At 71.3% G+C, this 19,144-nt stretch carries 15 protein-coding genes; 4 read left to right on the top strand and 11 right to left on the bottom strand.

What is annotated here, in order from left to right; genetic code table 11:
* Positions 1–139: 139 nt before the first annotated feature.
* Genes ACWEFL_RS21200 through speB form a run of 4 tightly spaced genes read right to left on the bottom strand, consistent with a single transcriptional unit; the run spans position 140 to position 4,424 of the window.
* Positions 140–1,105 (bottom strand): carbon-nitrogen hydrolase family protein, encoded by a 966-nt coding sequence (locus ACWEFL_RS21200; RefSeq protein WP_451714791.1) that lies wholly within the window; start codon positions 1,103–1,105, stop codon positions 140–142.
* Positions 1,102–1,971, bottom strand: coding sequence for a nitrilase-related carbon-nitrogen hydrolase (locus tag ACWEFL_RS21195; protein WP_451714788.1), 870 nt, complete (start codon positions 1,969–1,971; stop codon positions 1,102–1,104). The genes ACWEFL_RS21200 and ACWEFL_RS21195 overlap by 4 nt, the downstream gene beginning before the upstream one ends.
* On the bottom strand, positions 1,968–3,416 hold the full coding sequence (locus ACWEFL_RS21190; protein WP_451714786.1) for a purine-cytosine permease family protein: 1,449 nt from the start codon (positions 3,414–3,416) through the stop codon (positions 1,968–1,970). Before ACWEFL_RS21190 ends, ACWEFL_RS21195 begins: the two co-directional genes overlap by 4 nt.
* 42 nt (positions 3,417–3,458) lie before the next feature.
* Positions 3,459–4,424, bottom strand: coding sequence for an agmatinase (gene speB / locus ACWEFL_RS21185; RefSeq protein ID WP_451714784.1), 966 nt, complete (start codon positions 4,422–4,424; stop codon positions 3,459–3,461).
* A gap of 187 nt (positions 4,425–4,611) precedes the next feature.
* Between speB and ACWEFL_RS21180 the strand changes: the two genes are divergently transcribed.
* The 4 genes from ACWEFL_RS21180 to ACWEFL_RS21165 all read left to right on the top strand — a co-directional run bounded on the left by ACWEFL_RS21180 (position 4,612) and on the right by ACWEFL_RS21165 (position 9,042).
* Complete coding sequence (locus ACWEFL_RS21180; RefSeq protein WP_451714781.1) at positions 4,612–5,196, top strand: helix-turn-helix domain-containing protein; 585 nt, start codon at positions 4,612–4,614, stop codon at positions 5,194–5,196.
* A gap of 443 nt (positions 5,197–5,639) precedes the next feature.
* Positions 5,640–6,998, top strand: coding sequence for a bifunctional o-acetylhomoserine/o-acetylserine sulfhydrylase (locus ACWEFL_RS21175; protein WP_451714779.1), 1,359 nt, complete (start codon positions 5,640–5,642; stop codon positions 6,996–6,998).
* A complete protein-coding gene (metX, locus tag ACWEFL_RS21170; protein WP_451714930.1) occupies positions 6,995–8,152 on the top strand; it encodes a homoserine O-acetyltransferase MetX in 1,158 nt (385 codons plus the stop codon). The genes ACWEFL_RS21175 and metX overlap by 4 nt, the downstream gene beginning before the upstream one ends.
* Before the next feature lie 140 nt (positions 8,153–8,292).
* Positions 8,293–9,042 carry a glucose 1-dehydrogenase gene (locus tag ACWEFL_RS21165; protein ID WP_451714777.1) on the top strand — a complete coding sequence of 250 codons (750 nt, stop codon included), beginning with the start codon at positions 8,293–8,295 and terminating at the stop codon, positions 9,040–9,042.
* A 478-nt stretch (positions 9,043–9,520) separates the two neighbouring features.
* Here the strand turns inward: ACWEFL_RS21165 and ACWEFL_RS21160 are convergent, their stop codons facing one another.
* The 7 genes from ACWEFL_RS21160 to ACWEFL_RS21130 all read right to left on the bottom strand — a co-directional run bounded on the left by ACWEFL_RS21160 (position 9,521) and on the right by ACWEFL_RS21130 (position 19,104).
* Positions 9,521–10,177, bottom strand: coding sequence for an RraA family protein (locus ACWEFL_RS21160; RefSeq protein WP_451714775.1), 657 nt, complete (start codon positions 10,175–10,177; stop codon positions 9,521–9,523).
* A gap of 32 nt (positions 10,178–10,209) precedes the next feature.
* On the bottom strand, positions 10,210–11,742 hold the full coding sequence (locus ACWEFL_RS21155; RefSeq protein ID WP_451714772.1) for a class I adenylate-forming enzyme family protein: 1,533 nt from the start codon (positions 11,740–11,742) through the stop codon (positions 10,210–10,212).
* 152 nt (positions 11,743–11,894) lie between these two features.
* On the bottom strand, positions 11,895–13,487 hold the full coding sequence (locus ACWEFL_RS21150) for a hydantoinase B/oxoprolinase family protein (RefSeq protein ID WP_451714770.1): 1,593 nt from the start codon (positions 13,485–13,487) through the stop codon (positions 11,895–11,897).
* The gene (locus ACWEFL_RS21145) at positions 13,484–15,580 is read right to left on the bottom strand and encodes a hydantoinase/oxoprolinase family protein (RefSeq protein WP_451714768.1); all 2,097 of its coding nucleotides are present in this window, start codon (positions 15,578–15,580) and stop codon (positions 13,484–13,486) included. The genes ACWEFL_RS21150 and ACWEFL_RS21145 overlap by 4 nt, the downstream gene beginning before the upstream one ends.
* Positions 15,581–15,754: 174 nt before the next feature.
* Positions 15,755–16,069, bottom strand: coding sequence for a ferredoxin (gene fdxA / locus ACWEFL_RS21140; protein ID WP_451714766.1), 315 nt, complete (start codon positions 16,067–16,069; stop codon positions 15,755–15,757).
* Between the two features lie 127 nt (positions 16,070–16,196).
* A complete protein-coding gene (locus ACWEFL_RS21135; RefSeq protein WP_451714763.1) occupies positions 16,197–17,243 on the bottom strand; it encodes a 2-oxoacid:ferredoxin oxidoreductase subunit beta in 1,047 nt (348 codons plus the stop codon).
* Positions 17,236–19,104, bottom strand: a complete 1,869-nt coding sequence (locus ACWEFL_RS21130; RefSeq protein WP_451714760.1) for a 2-oxoacid:acceptor oxidoreductase subunit alpha — start codon at positions 19,102–19,104, stop codon at positions 17,236–17,238. Before ACWEFL_RS21130 ends, ACWEFL_RS21135 begins: the two co-directional genes overlap by 8 nt.
* Positions 19,105–19,144 lie beyond the last annotated feature (40 nt).

The raw sequence follows: 19,144 nt of genomic DNA, 5'->3' as shown, positions 1-19,144 counted from the left end.
CGAGTCGGATCACCCGCGCGCAGACAGGGAAGCCCGGCAGCAGAGGGCGCGGCGAACGCCGCGCCCTCTGCTGCCGGGCTCCCCGGCCGGCGGGGAGAGTCCGCTCAGCGCGGGATCCCTCCGCACCCCTTCGGGGGTGTCACTCGGTGAAGCTGACGCCGCTCTCCCGGCGGCCGCGGTCGACGGAGAGCCGGAAGACGTCGGGCCGCGCGTAGTGGCCCGCGACGTCGAGATCGAGCAGTTCCTCGTAGCGTCGCCCGGTCTGCAGCGTCGCCGTGATGATCCGGGCCTCGTCGTAGACCGGTTCGACGATCCACGACCCGTCCGGGCCGACGATGCTGGAACCGCCGTTGAAGAGCAGCCCGCTCTCCGGGGCGTCCGGGCCGACCCCCGCCCGGTAGGCGCCCAGCAGATCGGCCGGCACATCGTCCGTCGAAAGGACCTGCCCGGCCGAGATGACGAAGCAGCGGCCTTCGAGGGCGTACGACCGTGCCGCGATCACATGGCTCTCGGGCATGTCCGGCCAGGCGGCGACATGGATCTCCTCGTGCTGTGCGTGCAGCGCGTGCCGCGCGAGGGGGCTGAAGTGCTCCCAGCAGACCAGGGAGCCGACCCGCCCGGCGGGGGTGTCGACGACACGGAGACCCGCTCCGTCGCCCGCCGCCCAGACGATGCGCTCGGTGTGCGTCGGCGTCAGCTTCCGGTGCAGATTGAGCGTCTGCCCGTCCGGGCCGATCGTGACGAGCGAGTTGTAGAGCGATCCGGACGCGCGATCCGGCCGCTCGTTGAGCCCGAGGACCACGGTCACACCGCTCTCGCGGGCCGCCGCGCGCAGCGGCGCGAGATCGTCGTCGCCGCCCTCGTGGTCGAGAACGGGACTCTGCTCGAGCAGCCGCGCGTGCCAGTGCTGGGCCGTGCTGTCCCGCCAGCCCGCCAGGCCGAACACCCAGGCCGGGTAGCAGGTGAGCCAGGTCTCCGGGAAGACGACGAGCGCCGCGCCCAGGCCCGCCGCCTCCGTCACGTGGGCCGCCGCCCGGCGTACCGATTCCTCCAGGTCGAGCAGGGCCGGCGGCTGCTGGACGACGGCGACCGTGGTGCTGTTCATGACCGCTCCTCTCCGATGGGCGCGTACAGTCCCGGACGCCGGTCCGCGTGTACGTCGTTGCGTTCGCTGATGGCCTTGTCGCGTGCCTGGGCGAGATCGACCGTCGCGGTGACGGTCGCCTCCTCGCCCAGGTGCAGCGGGGTGACCGGGTAACCGTCGGCGTCGACGATCACAGTGCCGCCGAGCCAGTCCTGGCCGCGTTCGACGCCGGTGCGGTCGGCGACCGCGACGAACATCCGGTTGACCGAGGCGTCCGCCTGGACCCGGACGATCTCGCCCGGACGCTCCCCCTCGGGCCGCGGGTACAGCGGCCAGTTCACCGGCGCGCACAGCAGTTCGGCGCCGTCGAGCGCCGCCAGCCGCACCCACTCGGGGAATTCGACGTCGTAGCAGACCATGATGCCGATGCGGCCGTGGGGTGTGTCGAGCACGGGCGGCGGCCGGTCGCCCGGTGTGAAACCGTACGTCTTCTCCGCGTTCCACAGATGCGCCTTGCGGTACGCGGCGCGCAGCCCCGTCTCGTCGATCAGGACGCCCGTGTTGTGGACACGTCCCTCCTCGCCGAGTTCGGCGAAACCGCTCACGATCACCAGCCGCAGCCGGGACGCCAGCTCCTCCCACTCCCGGATCGTCTCGCCGTCGAGCGGTTCGGCGACCGAGAGGAGTTCGTCCGCGTCGCGGAACACATAGCCGGAGTTGGCCAGCTCGGGGAGGACGACGATGTCCGCGCCCCGGTCGGCGGCGGCGGTGATCGCCTCGCGGATCCGCTCGCGGTTCTCCCCGACCCGGCCGACCTGCGGCGCGAGCTGGCAGCAGGCGACCGTGACGGGGGAAGTCTGCGGGGCCGGGGCGGGGGCCGCGTTCATCGGACGGCTCCCTCCAGCTCCGCCTCGCTCGCCGTACGCGCCTCGGCCTCGACGCCGCGGTCGATGTTCCGGGCGAAGACCAGGTACAGACCGCCGGAGACGATCAATCCGATCACGAACGAGAAGTCCGCGCCGCCGAGCGCGTCCGCGACCGGCCCCACATAGAAGCTGCTGGAGAAGAACGGGATCATCGCGAGGAATCCGATGACGTACGCGACGACACCGCGCCAGGCCCAGCGCCCGTACAGACCGTCCGGCTTCAGGATCTCCGCGACCGCGTACTTGCCGCGGCGCACGAAGTAGAAGTCGGCCAGGTTGACCGCGGTCCACGGCACCAGGAAGTACAGCATCAGCAGGACGAAGTTGTTGAAGCTGCCGATGTAGTCGTCGGGGATCAGCAGTGCGACGACGAGAGAGCCGATGCCGACCACCACGAGCCCGATGATCCGCAGCCGGACGGTCGGGCGGACCTTCTTGAAGCCGTCGACGGCGCTCGTGCCGGTCAGCATCGCGCCGTACGCGTTGACACCCATGATCGAGATCAGCGCCAGCACCGAGACGATCACGGTCACGAGTCCGAAGCCGGGGAAGAGCAGATCGCCGACTTCGCGCAGCGCCAGGATCGGGTCGGGGTTCGGAAGGTAGCTGGAGAGGATCGCGCCCAGCGACATCAGCCAGACGGCGGAGAACGCCGCACCCGCGTAGACCGAGGTGATCAGCTTCTTCGAGGACACGTTCGCCGGCAGGTAACGCGTGTAGTCCGAGACGTACACGGCGTAACTGATGTTGTACCCGGCCGCCAGGGAGAACTGCACCAGGAACGCCGTGGCGTCCCAGCCGGCGGTCGCCGCCGGCGCGCCCTCGGCGATCGGGTTGCCGGAGAAGTGGACGATGGCCACGATCGTCAGGATCGCGAAGACCACGATGAGCAGATAGGTGAGCCAGCGCTGCACGAAGTGGAGCAGATCGTGTCCGACCACGGCGATGACGATCGACACCGCGATGAGCACCGGGTACCAGAACAGCTTGATGTCGGGCAGGAAGAGCCCGAGACCCTGTGCCGCGAGGATCGTGTCGAAGACGAGGAAGCCGACGTACACGAACACCGTCGCCGCGAACGGGACGACGACGCCTCGGCTGCCGAACTGCGCACGCGACTGGATCATCTGCGGCAGACCCATCCGCGGCCCCTGGTTGGCGTGGAACGCCATGAAGAAGGTGCCGAAGGAGACGCCGAGTACGACGGCGAGCACGCTGTAGCCGACGCTCAGTCCCATGGCCGGGCCGACGAAGCCGGTGACCATGGTCGGCAGCACGAAGTTGCCGGTGAACCAGAACGGTCCCTGGTGCCAGACCCTGCCGTGGCGTTCGGAGCTGGGCACATAGTCGATCGAGTGCTGTTCGATCACGCTTTCGCGACTTGTCGCGGTCTCTGGTGACGACATCGTGGTCCTTTGTGGAGCAGTGGAGCTGTGTTGCAGAGCGGTTCAGCTGGTGGAGGGCGGGCTCGCGGGTGTCATCGCCGAGAGGATCTCGTACGCGACATGGGACGCGGCGACGGCGGTGAGCTGGGCGTGGTCGTAGGCCGGCGAGACTTCGACGACGTCCGCGCCCACCAGCCGGACCGCGCGCAGGGCGCGGATCATGGCGAGGAGTTCGCGGCTCGTCATGCCGCCGGCCTCGGGCGTGCCGGTTCCGGGGGCGTGCGCCGGGTCCAGGACGTCGATGTCGATGGAGAGGTAGACGGGGCGGTCGCCGAGGCGGGTGAGCATCCGCTCGATGGCGCGGGGGAGCCCTTCGGCCTCGATCTCGGGGCTGGAGACGACGGCGAAGCCGAGACGTTCGTCGTCCCGCAGGTCCTCGCGAGAATACAGGGGGCCGCGGGTGCCGATGTGCATGCTCGCCGTGAGGTCGATGAGCCCCTCCTCGGACGCCCGGCGGAACGGCGTGCCGTGGGTGACCGGGGCGCCGAAGTAGGTGTCCCAGGTGTCGAGGTGCGCGTCGAAGTGGAGCACGGCGACCGGGCCGTGCCTCTCGGCGACCGTGCGCAGGAGGGGGAGCGCGATGGTGTGGTCCCCGCCGAGCGTGAGAAGGCGCTTGCCGTCGGCCGACAGGGCCTTCGAGGCGGCCTGGATCTGCTCGACCGCCTCGGTGAGGTTGAAGGGGTTGGCGGCGATGTCGCCCGCGTCGGCGATCTGCTGGGCCGCGAACGGCTCGACGTCCTGCGCCGGGTTGTACGGGCGCAGCAGCCGCGACGCCTCACGGATGTGCGAGGGGCCGAACCGGGCGCCGGGCCGGTAGCTGACCCCGCTGTCGAAGGGGACACCGACGACGGCGATGTCGGCGCGCGGCACGTCCTCGATGCGCGGCAGGCGCGCGAAGGTGGCGATCCCGGCGTACCGGGGGCTGACGCTCGCGTCGGGGGGGCCCAGCGGGGGTTCGAGAGTGGTCATCGGAACCTCTGAATCTGTCTGAATCTGTCTGAACTTGTCTGAACCGCGCTCAGGTTCAAGCCTGAGCGAAGTTACTTATACACAACAAAGAATGCTTATTAGGCAACTTTCATTCCGGGTAGTCTGGCCCCGGGGTACCCCCCTGTCAAGGGTTGTCAGTGAGTCGACCGACCGACGCGAGGACTTCATGAAGGCTCTTCACCCGACGCCGTCCGCTCTTCCGGTGCGCGTCGGAGCGCGCCTGCGGGCCTGCCGGAAGGATCAGGGCCTCACGATCGAGCAGGTGGCGGCGGCGACCGGTCTGACCAGGGGTTTCCTCAGTCGTGTCGAGCGGGATGAGACCTCGCCCAGCGTCGCCACCCTCGTGACCCTGTGCCAGGTGCTGTCCCTGCCGGTGGGCTCCCTCTTCGAGGACGCCGACACCGAGGTCGTACGGCTCGACGACGCCACGCACATCAACATGGGCGGCCGCGGGGTGGTCGACCGCCTGATCACGCCGCGCGCGCAGTCCAAGGTGCAGGTGCTGCGCTCCCGGCTCGAACCCGGTGCGAACGGCGGTGACGAGCTGTACACGATCAACTGCGACGTGGAAGTGCTCCACGTCGTCTCGGGAGAGGTCTCGGTGCTCTTCACGGGCCGTACGGAGAGACTCGCGGCGGGTGACACCCTCACGTTCTCCGGGCGGGAACCCCATAACTGGCGCAACGAGGGACCGTCCCCCGCCGAGGTGCTCTGGACGTTCGTCCCCGCGCCTTGGAGCGGTTCACGCTGATCGTTTGCGCTGATCGTCTCCGCCGATCGCCGCCGCGGATCGGGCCCCCGGGAGCGTCCCGCGCGCCCCGCGCGCGCCGGTGACTGCCCACTGGGTGGACACGCGCTGGTGCTACGTACAGCTATGTGGTTGTCTGTCCGCATGACGTTGCTTGTGACCCGCCGCCACATCGACTACGCGCGCGTCACCACCATGGGTTGTTCGGCCATGGGCAGTCCCGCGATGAGCTGACGACCCGCTCCGCCTCGGACGCCCGCCGGGCCCGCGCCTCTCCGCACGGCCGGTTCTCCGGTCACCGGCTCGCCCCTCCGGCACGTCTCCACAGCATCCGCGCGTTCTCCCCGCGGCCCGCGTCCGGGCCCGGACCGCAGCGCGCCACACCACCCACAGCGCCCCGTATCCGCACGCACCGCAGTGCCCGTACATCCGCACAAGGGAGAACCATGAGCCAGCCCGTCGACTCCGCCGCCGCGGGTCACACCCCCGGCCAAGCCGCGGGGGCCGACACCCCGGCGTGGTCGTTCGAGACCCAGCAGCTCCACGCCGGAGCGATCCCGGACCCGGCCACCGGGGCTCGGGCCGTGCCCATCTACCAGACCAGCTCCTTCGTGTTCCGCGACACCCAGCACGCCGCGGACCTGTTCTCGCTCGCCGAGCCGGGGAACATCTACACCCGTATCCACAACCCCACCACGGACGTCTTCGAGCAGCGGATCGCCGCGCTGGAGGGCGGCGTCGCCGCGGTGGCGCTGGCGTCCGGGCAGGCCGCGGAGACCCTGGCGATCCTCACCCTCGCGGGCGCCGGCGACCACATCGTGTCGAGCACCTCGCTCTACGGCGGCACCTACAACCTCTTCCGGCACACCCTGCGCCGGTTCGGCATCGAGGTGTCCTTCGTCGACGACCCCGACGACCTCGAAGCCTGGCGCGCGGCGATCCGGCCGAACACCAAGGCCCTGTTCGCCGAGAGCCTCGGCAACCCGCGCGGCAACGTCCTGGACGTCAGGGGCGTCGCGGACGTCGCCCACGCGGCCGGCGTCCCCCTGATCGTGGACAACACCGTGCCCACGCCGTACCTGCTGCGGCCCATCGAGCACGGCGCCGACGTCGTCGTCCACTCGGCGACCAAGTTCCTCGGCGGCCACGGCACCACGATCGCCGGAATCGTCGTCGACGGCGGCACCTTCGACTTCGGCGCGCACGCCGAGCGCTTCCCCGACTTCAACGAGCCGGACCCCAGCTACCACGGACTGCGCTACTGGCCGGCCCTCGGCCCGAGCGCCTTCGCCATCAAGCTCCGGGTCCAGCTGCTGCGCGACATCGGCCCCGCGCTCTCGCCGCACTCGGCGTTCCTGCTCCTGCAGGGCGTGGACACGCTGTCCCTCCGCGTCGAACGGCACACCTCCAACGCCCAGGCCCTCGCCGAATGGCTGGAGCAGCGCGACGAGGTCGCCGCTGTCCACTACCCGGGACTCCCGTCCAACCGCTGGTACGAGGCCGGACAGCGTTACCTCCCGAGGGGCGCCGGCGCCGTGCTGACCTTCGAACTCCGGGACGGCGTCGAGGCGGGCAAGCGCTTCGTCGACGCCGTGGAGCTGTTCAGCCACCTCGCCAACATCGGCGATGTGCGCAGCCTGATCATCCACCCGGCGTCCACCACCCACAGCCAGCTCTCCGAAGAGGAACTCGCCGCGACCGGCACCACACCCGGACTGGTGCGGCTGTCGGTCGGCATCGAGAACCTCGCCGACCTCAAGGCGGATCTGGAGACCGGTTTCCGCGCGGTGAAGGGCGTGTCCTGAACACCGTCACCACCTCCGACACCCCCCTCCCGCCGGCCTCCGGGGCCTGGCGGGAGGGGGACCCTCCGGGCCGCCGTCGCTTCCACGACCTTCCGCGGCCACTGCCGCTGGAGGCGGGCGGCGAACTGCCCGGCGTCCGGATCGCGTACGAGACCTGGGGGCGGCTCGCCCCCGACCGCTCCAACGCCGTGCTCGTCCTGCACGCGCTGACCGGCGACAGCCATGTCGCCGGTCCCGCCGTGCCCGGCCATCCCACCGCGGGCTGGTGGGACGGGCTGATCGGGCCGGGGCAGGCGCTGGACACGGACCGCTGGTTCATCGTCGCGCCGAACGTCCTCGGCGGCTGCCAGGGCAGCACCGGCCCGTCCTCCCCGCGCCCCGACGGCCGGAGCTGGGGCGGCTCCTTCCCGTATCTGACACAGCGTGACCAGGTTGCCGCCGAGGTCGAGTTGACCGAAGCCCTCGGCATCGGCAGCTGGGCGCTGGTGGTCGGCGGATCGATGGGCGGGATGCGCGCGCTGGAATGGGCCGTCTCGCATCCCGGGCGCGTGGACGCGCTGCTGCTGCTGGCCTCGTCGGGCGCGGCGAGCGCCGAGCAGATCGCCTGGGCCAACGTCCAGTTGCACGCCATCCGCGCCGATCCGCACTGGCACGGCGGCGACTACCACGACGCGCCGCCCGGCCGGGGCCCGCACTCCGGGCTCGCCGTCGCCCGTCGGCTCGCCCATGTGACGTACCGCAGCGAAGGGGAACTCCGGGACCGGTTCGGCCGGGTACCCCAGGGAGACGAGGACCCCTGGCGCGGCGGGCGCTATCAGGTCGAGTCCTATCTCGACCACCACGCGGCCAAGCTCGTACGCCGGTTCGACGCGGGGAGCTATGTCGTCCTGACGGAGACCATGAACGGTCATGACATCGGCCGAGGGCGGGGCGGCACCACGGCCGCGCTGCGCCGGGTCACCGCCAGAACGCTGGTCGCGGGAGTCGACTCCGACCGCCTCTACCCCCTGTACCAGCAGGAGGAGATCGCCGCGGGCATCCCCGGCTCCGACCACCTGCGGGTGATCGGCTCGGAGTTCGGCCACGACGGCTTCCTCGTCGAGACGGACCAGGTCGCGGCGCTCGTACGGGAGTTGCTTCCCCGCCGCCCGTAGACGACCCGCGGGCGGGCAGGGTACGAGAGCGGCGGACACCCTGGTGCCCTCGGCCCCCTCCGGGCTGCGGGCCGCATCGGCGGTAGCCCGGCCGATACGCTGGCCCGAATGAGCTGGGCGGGGCCGAGGAGGGAACGTCTGTGAGCGGATCGAGCAGGTCGGATCTCGACGGACGGGTTGCGCTGGTCACGGGTGGCGCGCGGGGCATCGGTGCGGCTGCCGCGCGAGCGCTGCACGAGGCGGGCGGGCGCGTCGTGATCGCTGACGTCGCCGACAAGCAGGGCCACGAACTGGCCGCCGAGCTGGGTGCCGGGGCTCTCTTCGTGCACTTGGACGTCACCGACGAGCGCGGTTGGGCGGGCACGGTCCGGAAGACGGTGGACGCGTTCGGGGCCTTGGACGTGCTGGTGAACAACGCGGGCGTCGCGAACGCCGCACCCATCGAGAAGTTCACCACCGCCAAGTGGAACGCGGTGATCGCCGTGAATCTCACGGGGGTGTTCTTCGGGTGCAGGGCGGTCGTGCCGAGGATGAGGGAGCAGGGAGGAGGGTCGATCATCAACATCTCCTCGGTCGACGGCCTCCGGGGCAGCCCGGCCACCCACGCGTACACGGCGGCCAAGTTCGGTGTGCGGGGACTGTCGCAGTCGCTGGCGGTCGAGCTGGGCCCTTCCGGAATCCGGGTCAACTCCGTGCATCCGGGTTATGTACGTACTCGGATGACCGCGCGAATCGACCCCGATCACCTGGACATTCCGCTGGGACGGCCCGGCAGGGCCTCGGAGATAGCGGACACCATCGTGTTTCTGGCGAGTGACGCCTCGTCGTTCACGACTGGCGCCGAGTTCGTGGTCGACGGCGGGATGATCACCGGTATTCCTCGCCGGTGACGGGGAGCCCCCGGATGATCACGTTCCGGGGCGGCTCCGGCACCCCGGCTCCACACCGATGCCTCCACGGCCGGGGTCATGACAGGAGTGGTGCAGGAGGCTTGGCAGGGTCCTCACGGTCCGCCGTCGGTCCGGACGGCGGGTTCACCGGCCGCCTGGCCCACAGCACCGGACGACGCTGTCTGCCCGTCGGCCTGTACGGGAGTGGCCAGGCCGACGGACAGCCCCGATGAGAGTGCCGTCGCCCGACACGGCGACGCCCGTCTCCCCGAGGTGCGATGCGGAAGCAGCTTTCGACGTGCTCCTCAGTACGGTCCGGGAGGCCCGGTCGGGGGAGTTGTCGAACCCCTGCGCCGCACCGCAGTGATCGAGGACGCTATGGGCGAACACCCCAGCGGGGCAACGATTGTGGGCCGACTCTCAGGAAGGTGAGGGCGTTCTCATCCCCCGAGGGTCCGCCCGAAGCGGCCGGGCGCGCTCACCGGAGCCCTCTGCGCAGCCGGGTGACCGTTTGGGCCTTCGGCGCGTACGCCAGCGGAAGCCGCAGCCCCGAAGCGAGCGCCTCCACCACGCTCTCCTCCGCCAGGTGGTACTCCAGCGCGTCGGCGAGCAGCCCCTGGGCCGCGTCCGTCGCCAGCGCCACGGCGCCGCCGTCGTCCAGCAGAACGGGGGACCCCTCCGTCACGGTGACCCCGCCGACCGAGACCGGACCGCCGATCTCCGCGACATGCACACCGGCCCCCGGTCCGGCCGTCGCCTCGCCCAGCCCCCAGACCCGAAGGGCCAGCCGCTCCAGCGCCGGCACATCGCGGACCCGGCCCTCGACCAGCGCGCCGACCGCGCCGCGGGCCAGCGCCGCCGTCGACAGGATCTCCCCCCAGACCGCGCCCGGCACACAGTCCGCGCCCGCGATCACCAGCACCCGCCCGGTCAGATCCTCGCCGAGCAGCGAGCGCAGCGGCCCCAGCCCGTGGCTGCCGGGACCCGGCTCCACCCGTACGGTACGGGCCGCGCCCAGGTCCGGCGTGGACGCGCCCCGCTGGAACGGGCGCAGGGGCGGTGTCAGCCAGCCCGTGCCGCCGGCCAGCTGGAGCACATCGGCGAGGGCCGCGGTCGCCGGAAGTCGCGGTGGCACAGGGAACGGAAAGAGCGGGGACGGCGTCGACGTCATGCGCGGGGCCTCTCGCCGAGCTGGAACTTACGGATCTTCCCGACCGACGTACGCGGAAGCTCGGGCACCGATACGAACCGCACCGGGCGCTTCGACTTCGCCAGCCGCGCGGCGCACCACTCCGCCAGATCGGCCAGAGCATCCGGGGCCGCGCCGGGAGCCGGCACCACATAGGCGACCGGCACCTCGTCCCGTACGGGATCGGGCTCGCCGACCACCGCGGCCTCCAGGACCGCCGGATGCAGCGCGAGCACCGCCTCGATCTCGACGAGGGAGACGTTCTCGCCGGAGACCTTCAGCACATCGCCGCGCCGCCCGGCGAAGAAGTACCGTCCCCGCTCGTCGGCGTGCGCCCGGTCACCGGTCGCGAACCAGCCGTCGCCGAAGGGGTAGGAGGCGGCCGTCGTCGCCGGGTCGTCCAGATAGCCCGCGAACAGGGTGGTGCCCGGCTCGCCGCCGACGAAGATCTCGCCCTCCTCGCCGGGCCCCATCGAGGCCCCGGTCGCCGGGTCCCGGATCGCGACCCGGCAGCCCGGCGTCGGGACCCCCATCGAGGCCGGTTCGGGTCCGACCGCGCGGTTGGTGAGCACGGCGGGCACGGTCTCGGTCATCCCGTACAGCTGCCGCGGACGGCAGCCGATCAGACCGGCGAACCGCTCGTACTGCTCGTCCGTGATGTTCTGGGCGTACCAGCAGTGGCTGACGCGCAGCCCCGGCACGGCGGTCGCGCCCCGCGCGAGGACCATCCGGATCGGCGCGGCGAACAGGCTCAGATGGGTGACCCGGTGACGGGCCGCCTGGGCGAGCAGCCGGCTCGCGGAGAACGCCGGCATCAGGGCCACGCTCGCTCCCACGGCGATCGCAGGCGCGAACGAGTAGTACTGGGCGTTGGCGTGGAACAGCGGCAGCACCACCAGCTGCCGGTCCGACGCGCGGAGCGCGGACGCCGACGCCATCACCTCACCGGCGAAGGCGTAGTTGGCCTGGGTCACCATCACGCACTTGGGTTCGGCCGTGGTGCCCGAGGTGAACATCAGCCCCGCCAGATCCTCCGGCCGCGCCTCGGCGGCCGTGACCGCCGGGCCCGGAAGGGCGGCCAACGCGGTGTCCGTGACCGAGACTTCGACCACGTCCGCGCCGGTGTCGAAAGCGGCGGCCCGGTACTCGGCCGCCGCCTCGCCGGGTGCGCAGAACCCGAGCCGCGCGTCGGTACGGCGCAACTGGGACGCCAGTTCCGGCGCCCGCGCGGAGGGGTCGGAGCAGACCATGGCGGCTCCCAGCCGCACCAGCGCCAGCCAGAGCGCCACGAACGCCGGGCAGTTCGGCAGCGCGACGCCGACGCGGGAGCCCCGTACGACGCCACGCTCCCGCAGCCCGCCTGCGACGCGCCCGACCAACTCGTCGAACGCCCCGTACGTCCATGTGGTGACCTCGCCGTCCGGCGCCTCCCAGACGAGGAACGTCGCGTCGGGGAGAGCGGCGACCGTGTCCGCCCAGCGGGCCGCGAAGGTGACCGGGAAGATCGCCATACCTGCCTCCGATTCGGTTTCGGTAGAGAAGGGGACGCCGCCCGGACTCGCCCCCGCCGTGGCCCTGTGAGCGGTCCGCGACCGGTGCGTCCGGACGGTGTGCCCGACTGACTCGTTCCGGCCCGGCGGGCCGCCAGGTCCTCCGGGCTGGCTCAGCCCGCGGCCACCGGGGTCCGCTCCGGCTCCGCGTGCGACCCGTATCCGCCGCCGCCCGGCAGCTCCAGCCGTACGACGTCGCCGGGCTGGAGCGTGATCCTCGCCTGGGTACGCACCGGCTCGCCGTTCACCAGGAAACGGCCGGTCGCCCCCGCACCCCCGCCGAAGACGCCCAGCGGGCCGCGCGCCAGCCGACTGGTCACCGCGTTGAGGACCCACGGCGACGGGGAGTCCACGGTGAACTCGATCGTCTGGCCCATCCCGCCCTCCTGCGCGCCCTTGCCGCCGGAGCCGCGGCGCAGTTCCTTGCGGAGGAAGCGGATCGGCGCGGACGCCTCCACGACCTCCAGCGGCACGGCGGAGACACCGGTCGGGTAGGACGTCGTGGACAGGCCCGGCTTGGTCGCCCGCGCGCCCACACCACCCGCGTAGGTGAACATCGCCGTGATGAACGGCTTGCCCTCCGCGTCGTGTCCGCTGACCTGCATCGTCCACACCGCGGCCGATCCCTCGGCCATCACCGCGCCGGGCAGCGCCTTCGACATCGCCTGGAGCAGCGGCATCGGCAGGAACATGCCCACCACATGCCGCGCGGTGCACGGCGACGGCGCGACGGCGTTGACGATGCTGCCCTCCGGGGCCTCGACCAGGATCGGGGCCAGCGAACCCGCGTTGTTGGGCACCTCGGGGTTGAGGAGGCTGCGCAGCGTGAACGTCGTATACGCGTGGGTGTAGTTCTTGACCACGTTGATGCCCCACGGGCTCGCGCCCGAGGACCCCTCGTAGTCGACCAGGATCTCGCCCTTCTCGGCGTCGACGGTCACCGCGACCTCGATGGTGATCTCCGAGCCGTCCGCCAGGTCGAGTACGGACGAGGCCCGGTAGGTGCCGCCGGGCAGTTCGCGGATGGCGCGCCGGGTGGCGTCCTCCGAGCGGCGGATCACCTCGTCCGCGAGGTCCTCGATGTCCGCCAGGCCGTACGAGTCGAGCAGCGACTGGAGCCGTCCGGCGCCGACCTCGCCCGAGGCCATCTGGGCGTGCAGGTCGCCCGCCATATGGGTGGGCTGGCGCACATTGGCGAGGATGAAGTCCCAGACGGGCTCATTGCGTGCGCCCCCGGTCATCAGCTTGCTGATCGGGATCCACAGGCCCTCTTCGAAGACGTCGCGGGCGCCCGCCCCGATGCCGTAGCCGCCGACGTCGGTGTGGTGGATGGTGGAGCCGAAGAAGCCGATGGCCCGGCCGTCGCGCCACACCGGCACGAGAACGGTGACGTCCAGCAGTTGACCGGCCGTCTGGTACGGATCGTTGGTGATCAGTACGTCACCGGGCGTCAGCGAGTCGACCGGATGACGGTCGAGGATGTTGCGGCAGGCGATGGCGAGGGAGTTGATATGGCCGGGCGTGCCCGTGACGGCCTGGGCGACCATCCGGCCGCGCCGGTCGAAGAGCGCGTTGGCGAGGTCGCCCGCCTCCCGCACGATCGGGCTGAAGGCCGACCGCTGGAGCGCCTTCGCCTGCTCGTTGACGGTGGCGACGAGCGAGCCCCACAGGACTTCCAGCTCGATCGCGTCGAAGGTACGGCTCACGGGGAGACCTCCTTGGTGGTTGCCTGGGTGGCGACGATCGAGCCGTCGGCGGCGACCTCGCAGCTCCAGCCGCCGGGGATGACGGATGTGGTTTCGCGCTCCTCGACCAGGGCGGGACCCTCGAAACGGTCACCCGCCCCCAGGGAGGCACGCCGGTACACCGGTACGGGCACGGGCTCCTCGCCCCGGCGGAAGCGGGCGTCACGGTGGCGGTCCGGCACCGGAGCGCCGCTCCCGGCCGGCACGGCCGGCACCTCGAAGCCGGGGGCGTCCGACCACGCGGCGACCCGCCAGGTCACGACCTCGACCCCGACATCGGGGATCCGCAGACCGTAGATCTTCTCGTACTCGCCGTGGAAGAGCTCCAGCGTCTCCTCCAGCGTCGCCGGCCAACCGGCGCCCTCGCCGACCCAGAGGGTGATCTCATTGCCCTGACCCTCGTAACGGGCGTCCAGGCCGTACCGGAACTTCACGTCCCCGGCCGCCGCGCCCGCCGCCGCCAGAATGCGGCGGCCGTCCTGGCGCATGTCCTCCAGCAGCAGATCGCGGTCGGCGGCCACCTGCCCGTCCAGTGCGCGCACCATGCTCCGCGCCAGGTCGATGCGGACCGGGCTGACCAGGGTGCCGAACGCGGAGAGCACGCTCGCGTTCACCGGGAAGATCACCCGGGGCGCTTCGAGGAGCGAGGCCACCCCGCAGGCGTGCACCGGGCCCGCGCCGCCGAACGCGATCAGCGAGACACCGCGCAGATCGATGCCGCGCTCCACGGCGTGCATCCGGGCCGACGCGGCCATGTTCTGGTTGATCACCTCGTACACGCCGACCGCGGTGTCGTCCGCGGAGGCGTCGAGACGCTCGCCCAGCGGTGCGAACGCGTCCCGCGCGAGGTCCAGGTCCAGCGGCATCTCACCGCCCAGGAAGTACGCCGGGTCGAGCAGGCCCATCACCAGATCGGCGTCGGTGGTCGCTGGAACGGAGCCGCCGCGCGCGTAGCTGACGGGGCCGGGGTCGGCGCCCGCCGAGTCGGGACCGGCTTTGAGCAGGCCGAGATCGTCGACACGGGCGAGGCTGCCGCCGCCCGCGCCGATCTCCACCAGGTCGACCGACGGGATCGAACAGGGGTAGCCGGAGCCCTTCTTGAAGCGGTAGACCCGGGCGACCTCGAACTCGTTGGTCAGCTCCGGCCGGTAGTTCTCGATCAGACACGACTTCGCCGTCGTCCCGCCCATGTCGAAGCAGAACAGGCGCTCCTCGCCGAGCCGCTGGGCGTACCAGACACCGGCCAGCGCACCGGCCGCCGGGCCGGACTCGACGAGCCGGATCGGCACCTTGCGGGCGTCGTCGGCGGAGACCACACCGCCGTTGGAGAGCATCATCAGCACCGAGGCGCCGAAACCGGTCCCGGTCAGCCAGTCCTGAAGCTCCTTCAGATAGGGGCCGATGACGGGCATCGTGGCCGCATTGCAGACGGTGGTGATCATCCGGGGGTACTCGCGGATCTGCGGGGTCACCTCGTGCGAGGCGCACACCGGGACGCCGAGTCGCTTCGCCAGCCCCTCGGCGACCGTACGCTCGTTCTCGGCGTTCGCGTACGAGTTGAGCAGGCAGACGGCGACCGCCTCGACGTCGTGCTGCCGCAACTCCTCGGCCAGCGCGTCGAGTCCGGCCTCGCTCGGCCGGGTGCGTATCGCGCCGCCCGCGGTGGTCCGCTCATTGATCTCGAAGACCAGGTCCCGGGGAATCGGCGGCGCGGGGAACTCGATCTGGAGGTCGTACATGTCGTAGCGGTGCTCGCTGCGGATCTCCAGCGTGTCGCCGAAGCCGTCGGTGGTCACCAGGGCGGCACGCCCGGTCTTGCCCTCGATCAGGGCGTTGGTGATGAGGGTGGTGGCATGGACGATGGGCCGGGTGATGTCGCCGGGGGCGATACCGGCCTTGTCCAGCGCGGACAGGACACCGGCGCGTACGCCGCCGAGCGGCGCGGACGGGGTGGTCAGGGTCTTCTCGACGACGACACGGCCGGTGTCGGCGTCCAGCAGGACGACATCGGTGAAGGTGCCGCCGATGTCCACGGCGAGGCGCCAATCAGTCACGTCTGGCCTCTTCTCTGGTCGCGATGGGAAGGATGGGAAGGGTGGTCCGGAGCTTGTCGGTATGTCTCGGGGGCCGCTCGGGCGTCCTGAGCGCAGCGGGGTTCCTGAGCGTTCCGCGGGTCACGGGGACGACGAGGGCGATGGGAGCGGCGCGGGTCACGGGGACGGCGCGGGTCATGGGGACGCCGGCTTGACGGGAAGCAGGGCCACGTCCCGGTGATCGCTCACCGGGCCGGCGTCGGGCTCCTCCTCGTGCCCGTCCAGCACCTCGGTCGCGGCGGCGAGATGCCAGAGCCACTCGGTCGGCAGGCTGTCGGCGGGATAGATGGCCTCCACAGGGCACACCGGTTCGCAGGCCCCGCAGTCGACGCAGTCGTCCGGGTGGATGTAGAGCATCCGTTCGCCCTCGTAGATGCAGTCGACGGGGCATTCGGCGAGACAGGTGCGGTCTTTGACGTCGACACAGTTCGTACCGATCACATAGGTCATGGACACCTCCCGGAACGGAGACGGGGATGGGCACGACGGCGGTCACGGAGACGGGCACGAGGGCGGTCACGGAGACGGGCACGACGGCGGGGGAAGAGGGCGCGGCGGCCTGCCGCGGAAGGCCGGCTCATGCGACGGTCCAGGTGTCGCCGCCGGTCAGCAGCGCGTCCAGGTCGCCGGGGCCCCGGGACCCGGCCGCCTTCGCCGACTGGTCGGCGACCAGCCGGTCGTAGGACGGCCGGGCCACCGAGCGGAAGACGCCGATGGGGGTCGGTCCGCCGTTGTCGGGCAGCTGTGAGAGCGCGAAGGGGAGCGCCGGATCGGGATCGTGGGCGTCGTGCACGGCCTCGACGGCGTCGCCGAGCGGGGAGCCGTCGGCTCCCGGCGCGGGCCGCAGCGACCCGGACGGCCCGCGGACGACGGTGCGGGCCCCGCCGGCCCCGTACCGCAGCGGCTGTCCCTGTTCGAGCCGGAGCAGATGGTCGTCGCGCGTCTCGGGGTTCTTCAGCACTTCGAACGCGCCGTCGTTGAAGATGTTGCAGTTCTGGTAGATCTCGACCAGCGCCGTGCCCTCGTACTCGGCGGCGGCGCGCAGCACCGAGGTGAGGTGCTTGCGGTCCGAGTCGACCGTACGGGCGACGAAGCCCGCTCCCGCGCCGATCGCCAGGCTCACCGGGTTGAACGGGGTGTCGAGGGAGCCCATCGGCGTCGACTTGGTGATTTTTCCGGGCTCGGAGGTGGGGCTGTACTGACCCTTGGTGAGGCCGTAGATCCGGTTGTTGAAGAGGAGGATCTTCAGGTCGACGTTCCGCCGCAGGGCGTGGATGAGGTGGTTTCCGCCGATGGAGAGCGCGTCCCCGTCACCCGTGACCACCCAGACCGACAGATCCGGCCGCGACACCGACAGACCCGTCGCGATCGCGGGGGCGCGGCCGTGGATGGAGTGCATGCCGTAGGTGTTCATGTAGTACGGGAATCGGGAGGAGCAGCCGATGCCGGAGACGAAGACGATGTTCTCGCGGCGCAGGCCGAGTTCGGGCAGGAAGCCCTGGACGGCGGCGAGGATCGCGTAGTCGCCGCAGCCGGGGCACCAGCGCACCTCCTCGCCGGAGCGGAAGTCCTTCGCGGTGAGCTTCAGCGGCACCCGTGCGGGGGCCGCCGGGGCGTCAGACATCAAGGATCACCTTCTCGATGGAGGTCCGCAGCTCGGCGGCCTTGAACGGCGCTCCCCGCACCTGGGTGACGGAGACGACGTCGACGAGATACCGGCCGCGCAGCAGGAGTGCGAGCTGGCCCAGATTCATCTCCGGGACGACGACCCGGTCGTACGCCGTGAGGATGTCGCCGAGATCGGCGGGGAACGGGTTGAGATGCCGCAGATGCGCTCGTGCCACCGAGCCTCCCGCCGCGCGGACCTCCGCGCAGGCGGCGGCGATCGGACCGGCCGTCGAGCCCCAGCCCAGCACCAGGACCCGCGCGTCGCCCCCCGGATCGTCCACGGCCGTCGGCGGCAGCTCCCGTGTGATGCCGTCCACCTTGGCCTGCCGGACGCGCACCATGAACTCGTGGTTGTCGGCGTCGTACGAGATGTCGCCCGTGCCGTCGGCCTTCTCCAGGCCCCCGATCCGGTGTTCGAGTCCGGGGGTGCCCGGCACGGCCCACGGCCGGGCCAGGGTCTCGGGATCCCGCCGATAGGGCAGGAAGCGGGGTGTCCCGTCGGCGTCGGTGCCGTTGGGCGCGGTGGCGAACGCGAACTCCGCGGAGAGATCGGGCAGGGAGTCCGACCGGGGGATCCGCCAGGGTTCGGAGCCGTTGGCGAGATATCCGTCGGAGAGCAGCACGACCGGCGTGCGGTATCTGAGCGCGATCCGCACCGCCTCCAGACAGGTGTCGAAGCAGTCGGCGGGCGAACTCGCCGCGACGACGGGCACCGGTGACTCGCCGTTGCGGCCGTACAGCACCTGGAGCAGATCGGCCTGCTCGGTCTTGGTCGGCAGGCCGGTGGACGGCCCGCCGCGCTGGATGTCCAGTACCACCAGCGGCAGTTCGAGGGCGACGGCGAGCCCGACGGCCTCCGCCTTGAGGGCCATTCCGGGGCCGGAGGTCGCGGTCGCCCCCAGCGAGCCGCCGAAGGAGGCTCCCAGCGCCGCGCTGACCGCGGCGATCTCGTCCTCCGCCTGAAAGGTCGTCACCCCGAAGTTCTTGTGCCGGCTCAGCTCATGGAGGATGTCGGAGGCGGGAGTGATCGGATACGAGCCGAAAAACAGCGGCAGCCCGGCCCGCTCGGCGCCCGCCACCAGGCCGTACGCCAGGGCGAGGTTGCCCGTGATGTTCCGGTAGACCCCGGCGGGCGCGGGAGCGGGGGCGATCTCGTACGAGAGCGCGAACGCCTCGGTCGTCTCCCCGAAGTTCCACCCGGCCTTCAGGGCCGCGATGTTCGCCCGCATGATGTCGGGCTTCCGCGCGAACTTCGCCGTCAGATGGGCGATGGTGCCCTCGGTCGGCCGGTGGTACATCCAGGACAGCAGCCCGAGCGCGAACATGTTCTTCGCCCGTTCGGCGTCCTTGCGGGACAGGCCGAAGTCCTTGAGCGCGGCGACCGTCAGAGTGGTCAGCGGCACCGGCCGTACCGTGTACGAGGCGAGCGAGCCGTCCTCCAGCGGGTCGGTGGCGTATCCCGCCTTCGCCAGATTGCGCCGGGTGAACTGGTCGGAGTCCGCGATGATCTGGGCCGCTGCCCGGAGATGCCCCAGATTGGCCTTGAGCGCGGCCGGGTTCATCGCGACCAGGACGTCCGCGCTGTCGCCCGGTGTGGAGACGCCGTGCCCGGCGAAGTGGAGCTGGAACGCGGAAACGCCCGGCAGCGTTCCGGCGGGCGCCCGGATCTCGGCGGGGAAGTCGGGGAGGGTGGCCAGGTCGTTGCCGTAGGCCGCGGTCTGCGCGGTGAACCGGTCACCGGTGAGCTGCACGCCGTCGCCGGAGTCACCGGCGAACCGGATCACCACCGAGGGAACGGCAAGGACCTGCTTGGACATGATCGCGACTCCTGATCGCAGGGGCGGCTCGCGGGACGGG

This window comes from Streptomyces sp. NPDC004838 (assembly GCF_053600955.1).
Note: the sequence above shows the minus strand (reverse complement) of the source record. Positions and strands in the feature narration are given on the sequence as shown.

Excerpts from the sequence above, each read along its gene's own strand:
- ACWEFL_RS21200 (WP_451714791.1), bottom strand. The coding sequence starts at position 1,105 with ATGAACAGCACCACGGTCGCCGTCGTCCAGCAGCCGCCGGCCCTGCTC.
- ACWEFL_RS21195 (WP_451714788.1), bottom strand. The coding sequence starts at position 1,971 with ATGAACGCGGCCCCCGCCCCGGCCCCGCAGACTTCCCCCGTCACGGTC.
- ACWEFL_RS21190 (WP_451714786.1), bottom strand. The coding sequence starts at position 3,416 with ATGTCGTCACCAGAGACCGCGACAAGTCGCGAAAGCGTGATCGAACAG.
- speB (WP_451714784.1), bottom strand. The coding sequence starts at position 4,424 with ATGACCACTCTCGAACCCCCGCTGGGCCCCCCCGACGCGAGCGTCAGC.
- ACWEFL_RS21180 (WP_451714781.1), top strand. The coding sequence starts at position 4,612 with ATGAAGGCTCTTCACCCGACGCCGTCCGCTCTTCCGGTGCGCGTCGGA.
- ACWEFL_RS21175 (WP_451714779.1), top strand. The coding sequence starts at position 5,640 with ATGAGCCAGCCCGTCGACTCCGCCGCCGCGGGTCACACCCCCGGCCAA.
- ACWEFL_RS21155 (WP_451714772.1), bottom strand. The coding sequence starts at position 11,742 with ATGGCGATCTTCCCGGTCACCTTCGCGGCCCGCTGGGCGGACACGGTC.
- fdxA (WP_451714766.1), bottom strand. The coding sequence starts at position 16,069 with ATGACCTATGTGATCGGTACGAACTGTGTCGACGTCAAAGACCGCACC.
- ACWEFL_RS21135 (WP_451714763.1), bottom strand. The coding sequence starts at position 17,243 with ATGTCTGACGCCCCGGCGGCCCCCGCACGGGTGCCGCTGAAGCTCACC.
- ACWEFL_RS21130 (WP_451714760.1), bottom strand. The coding sequence starts at position 19,104 with ATGTCCAAGCAGGTCCTTGCCGTTCCCTCGGTGGTGATCCGGTTCGCC.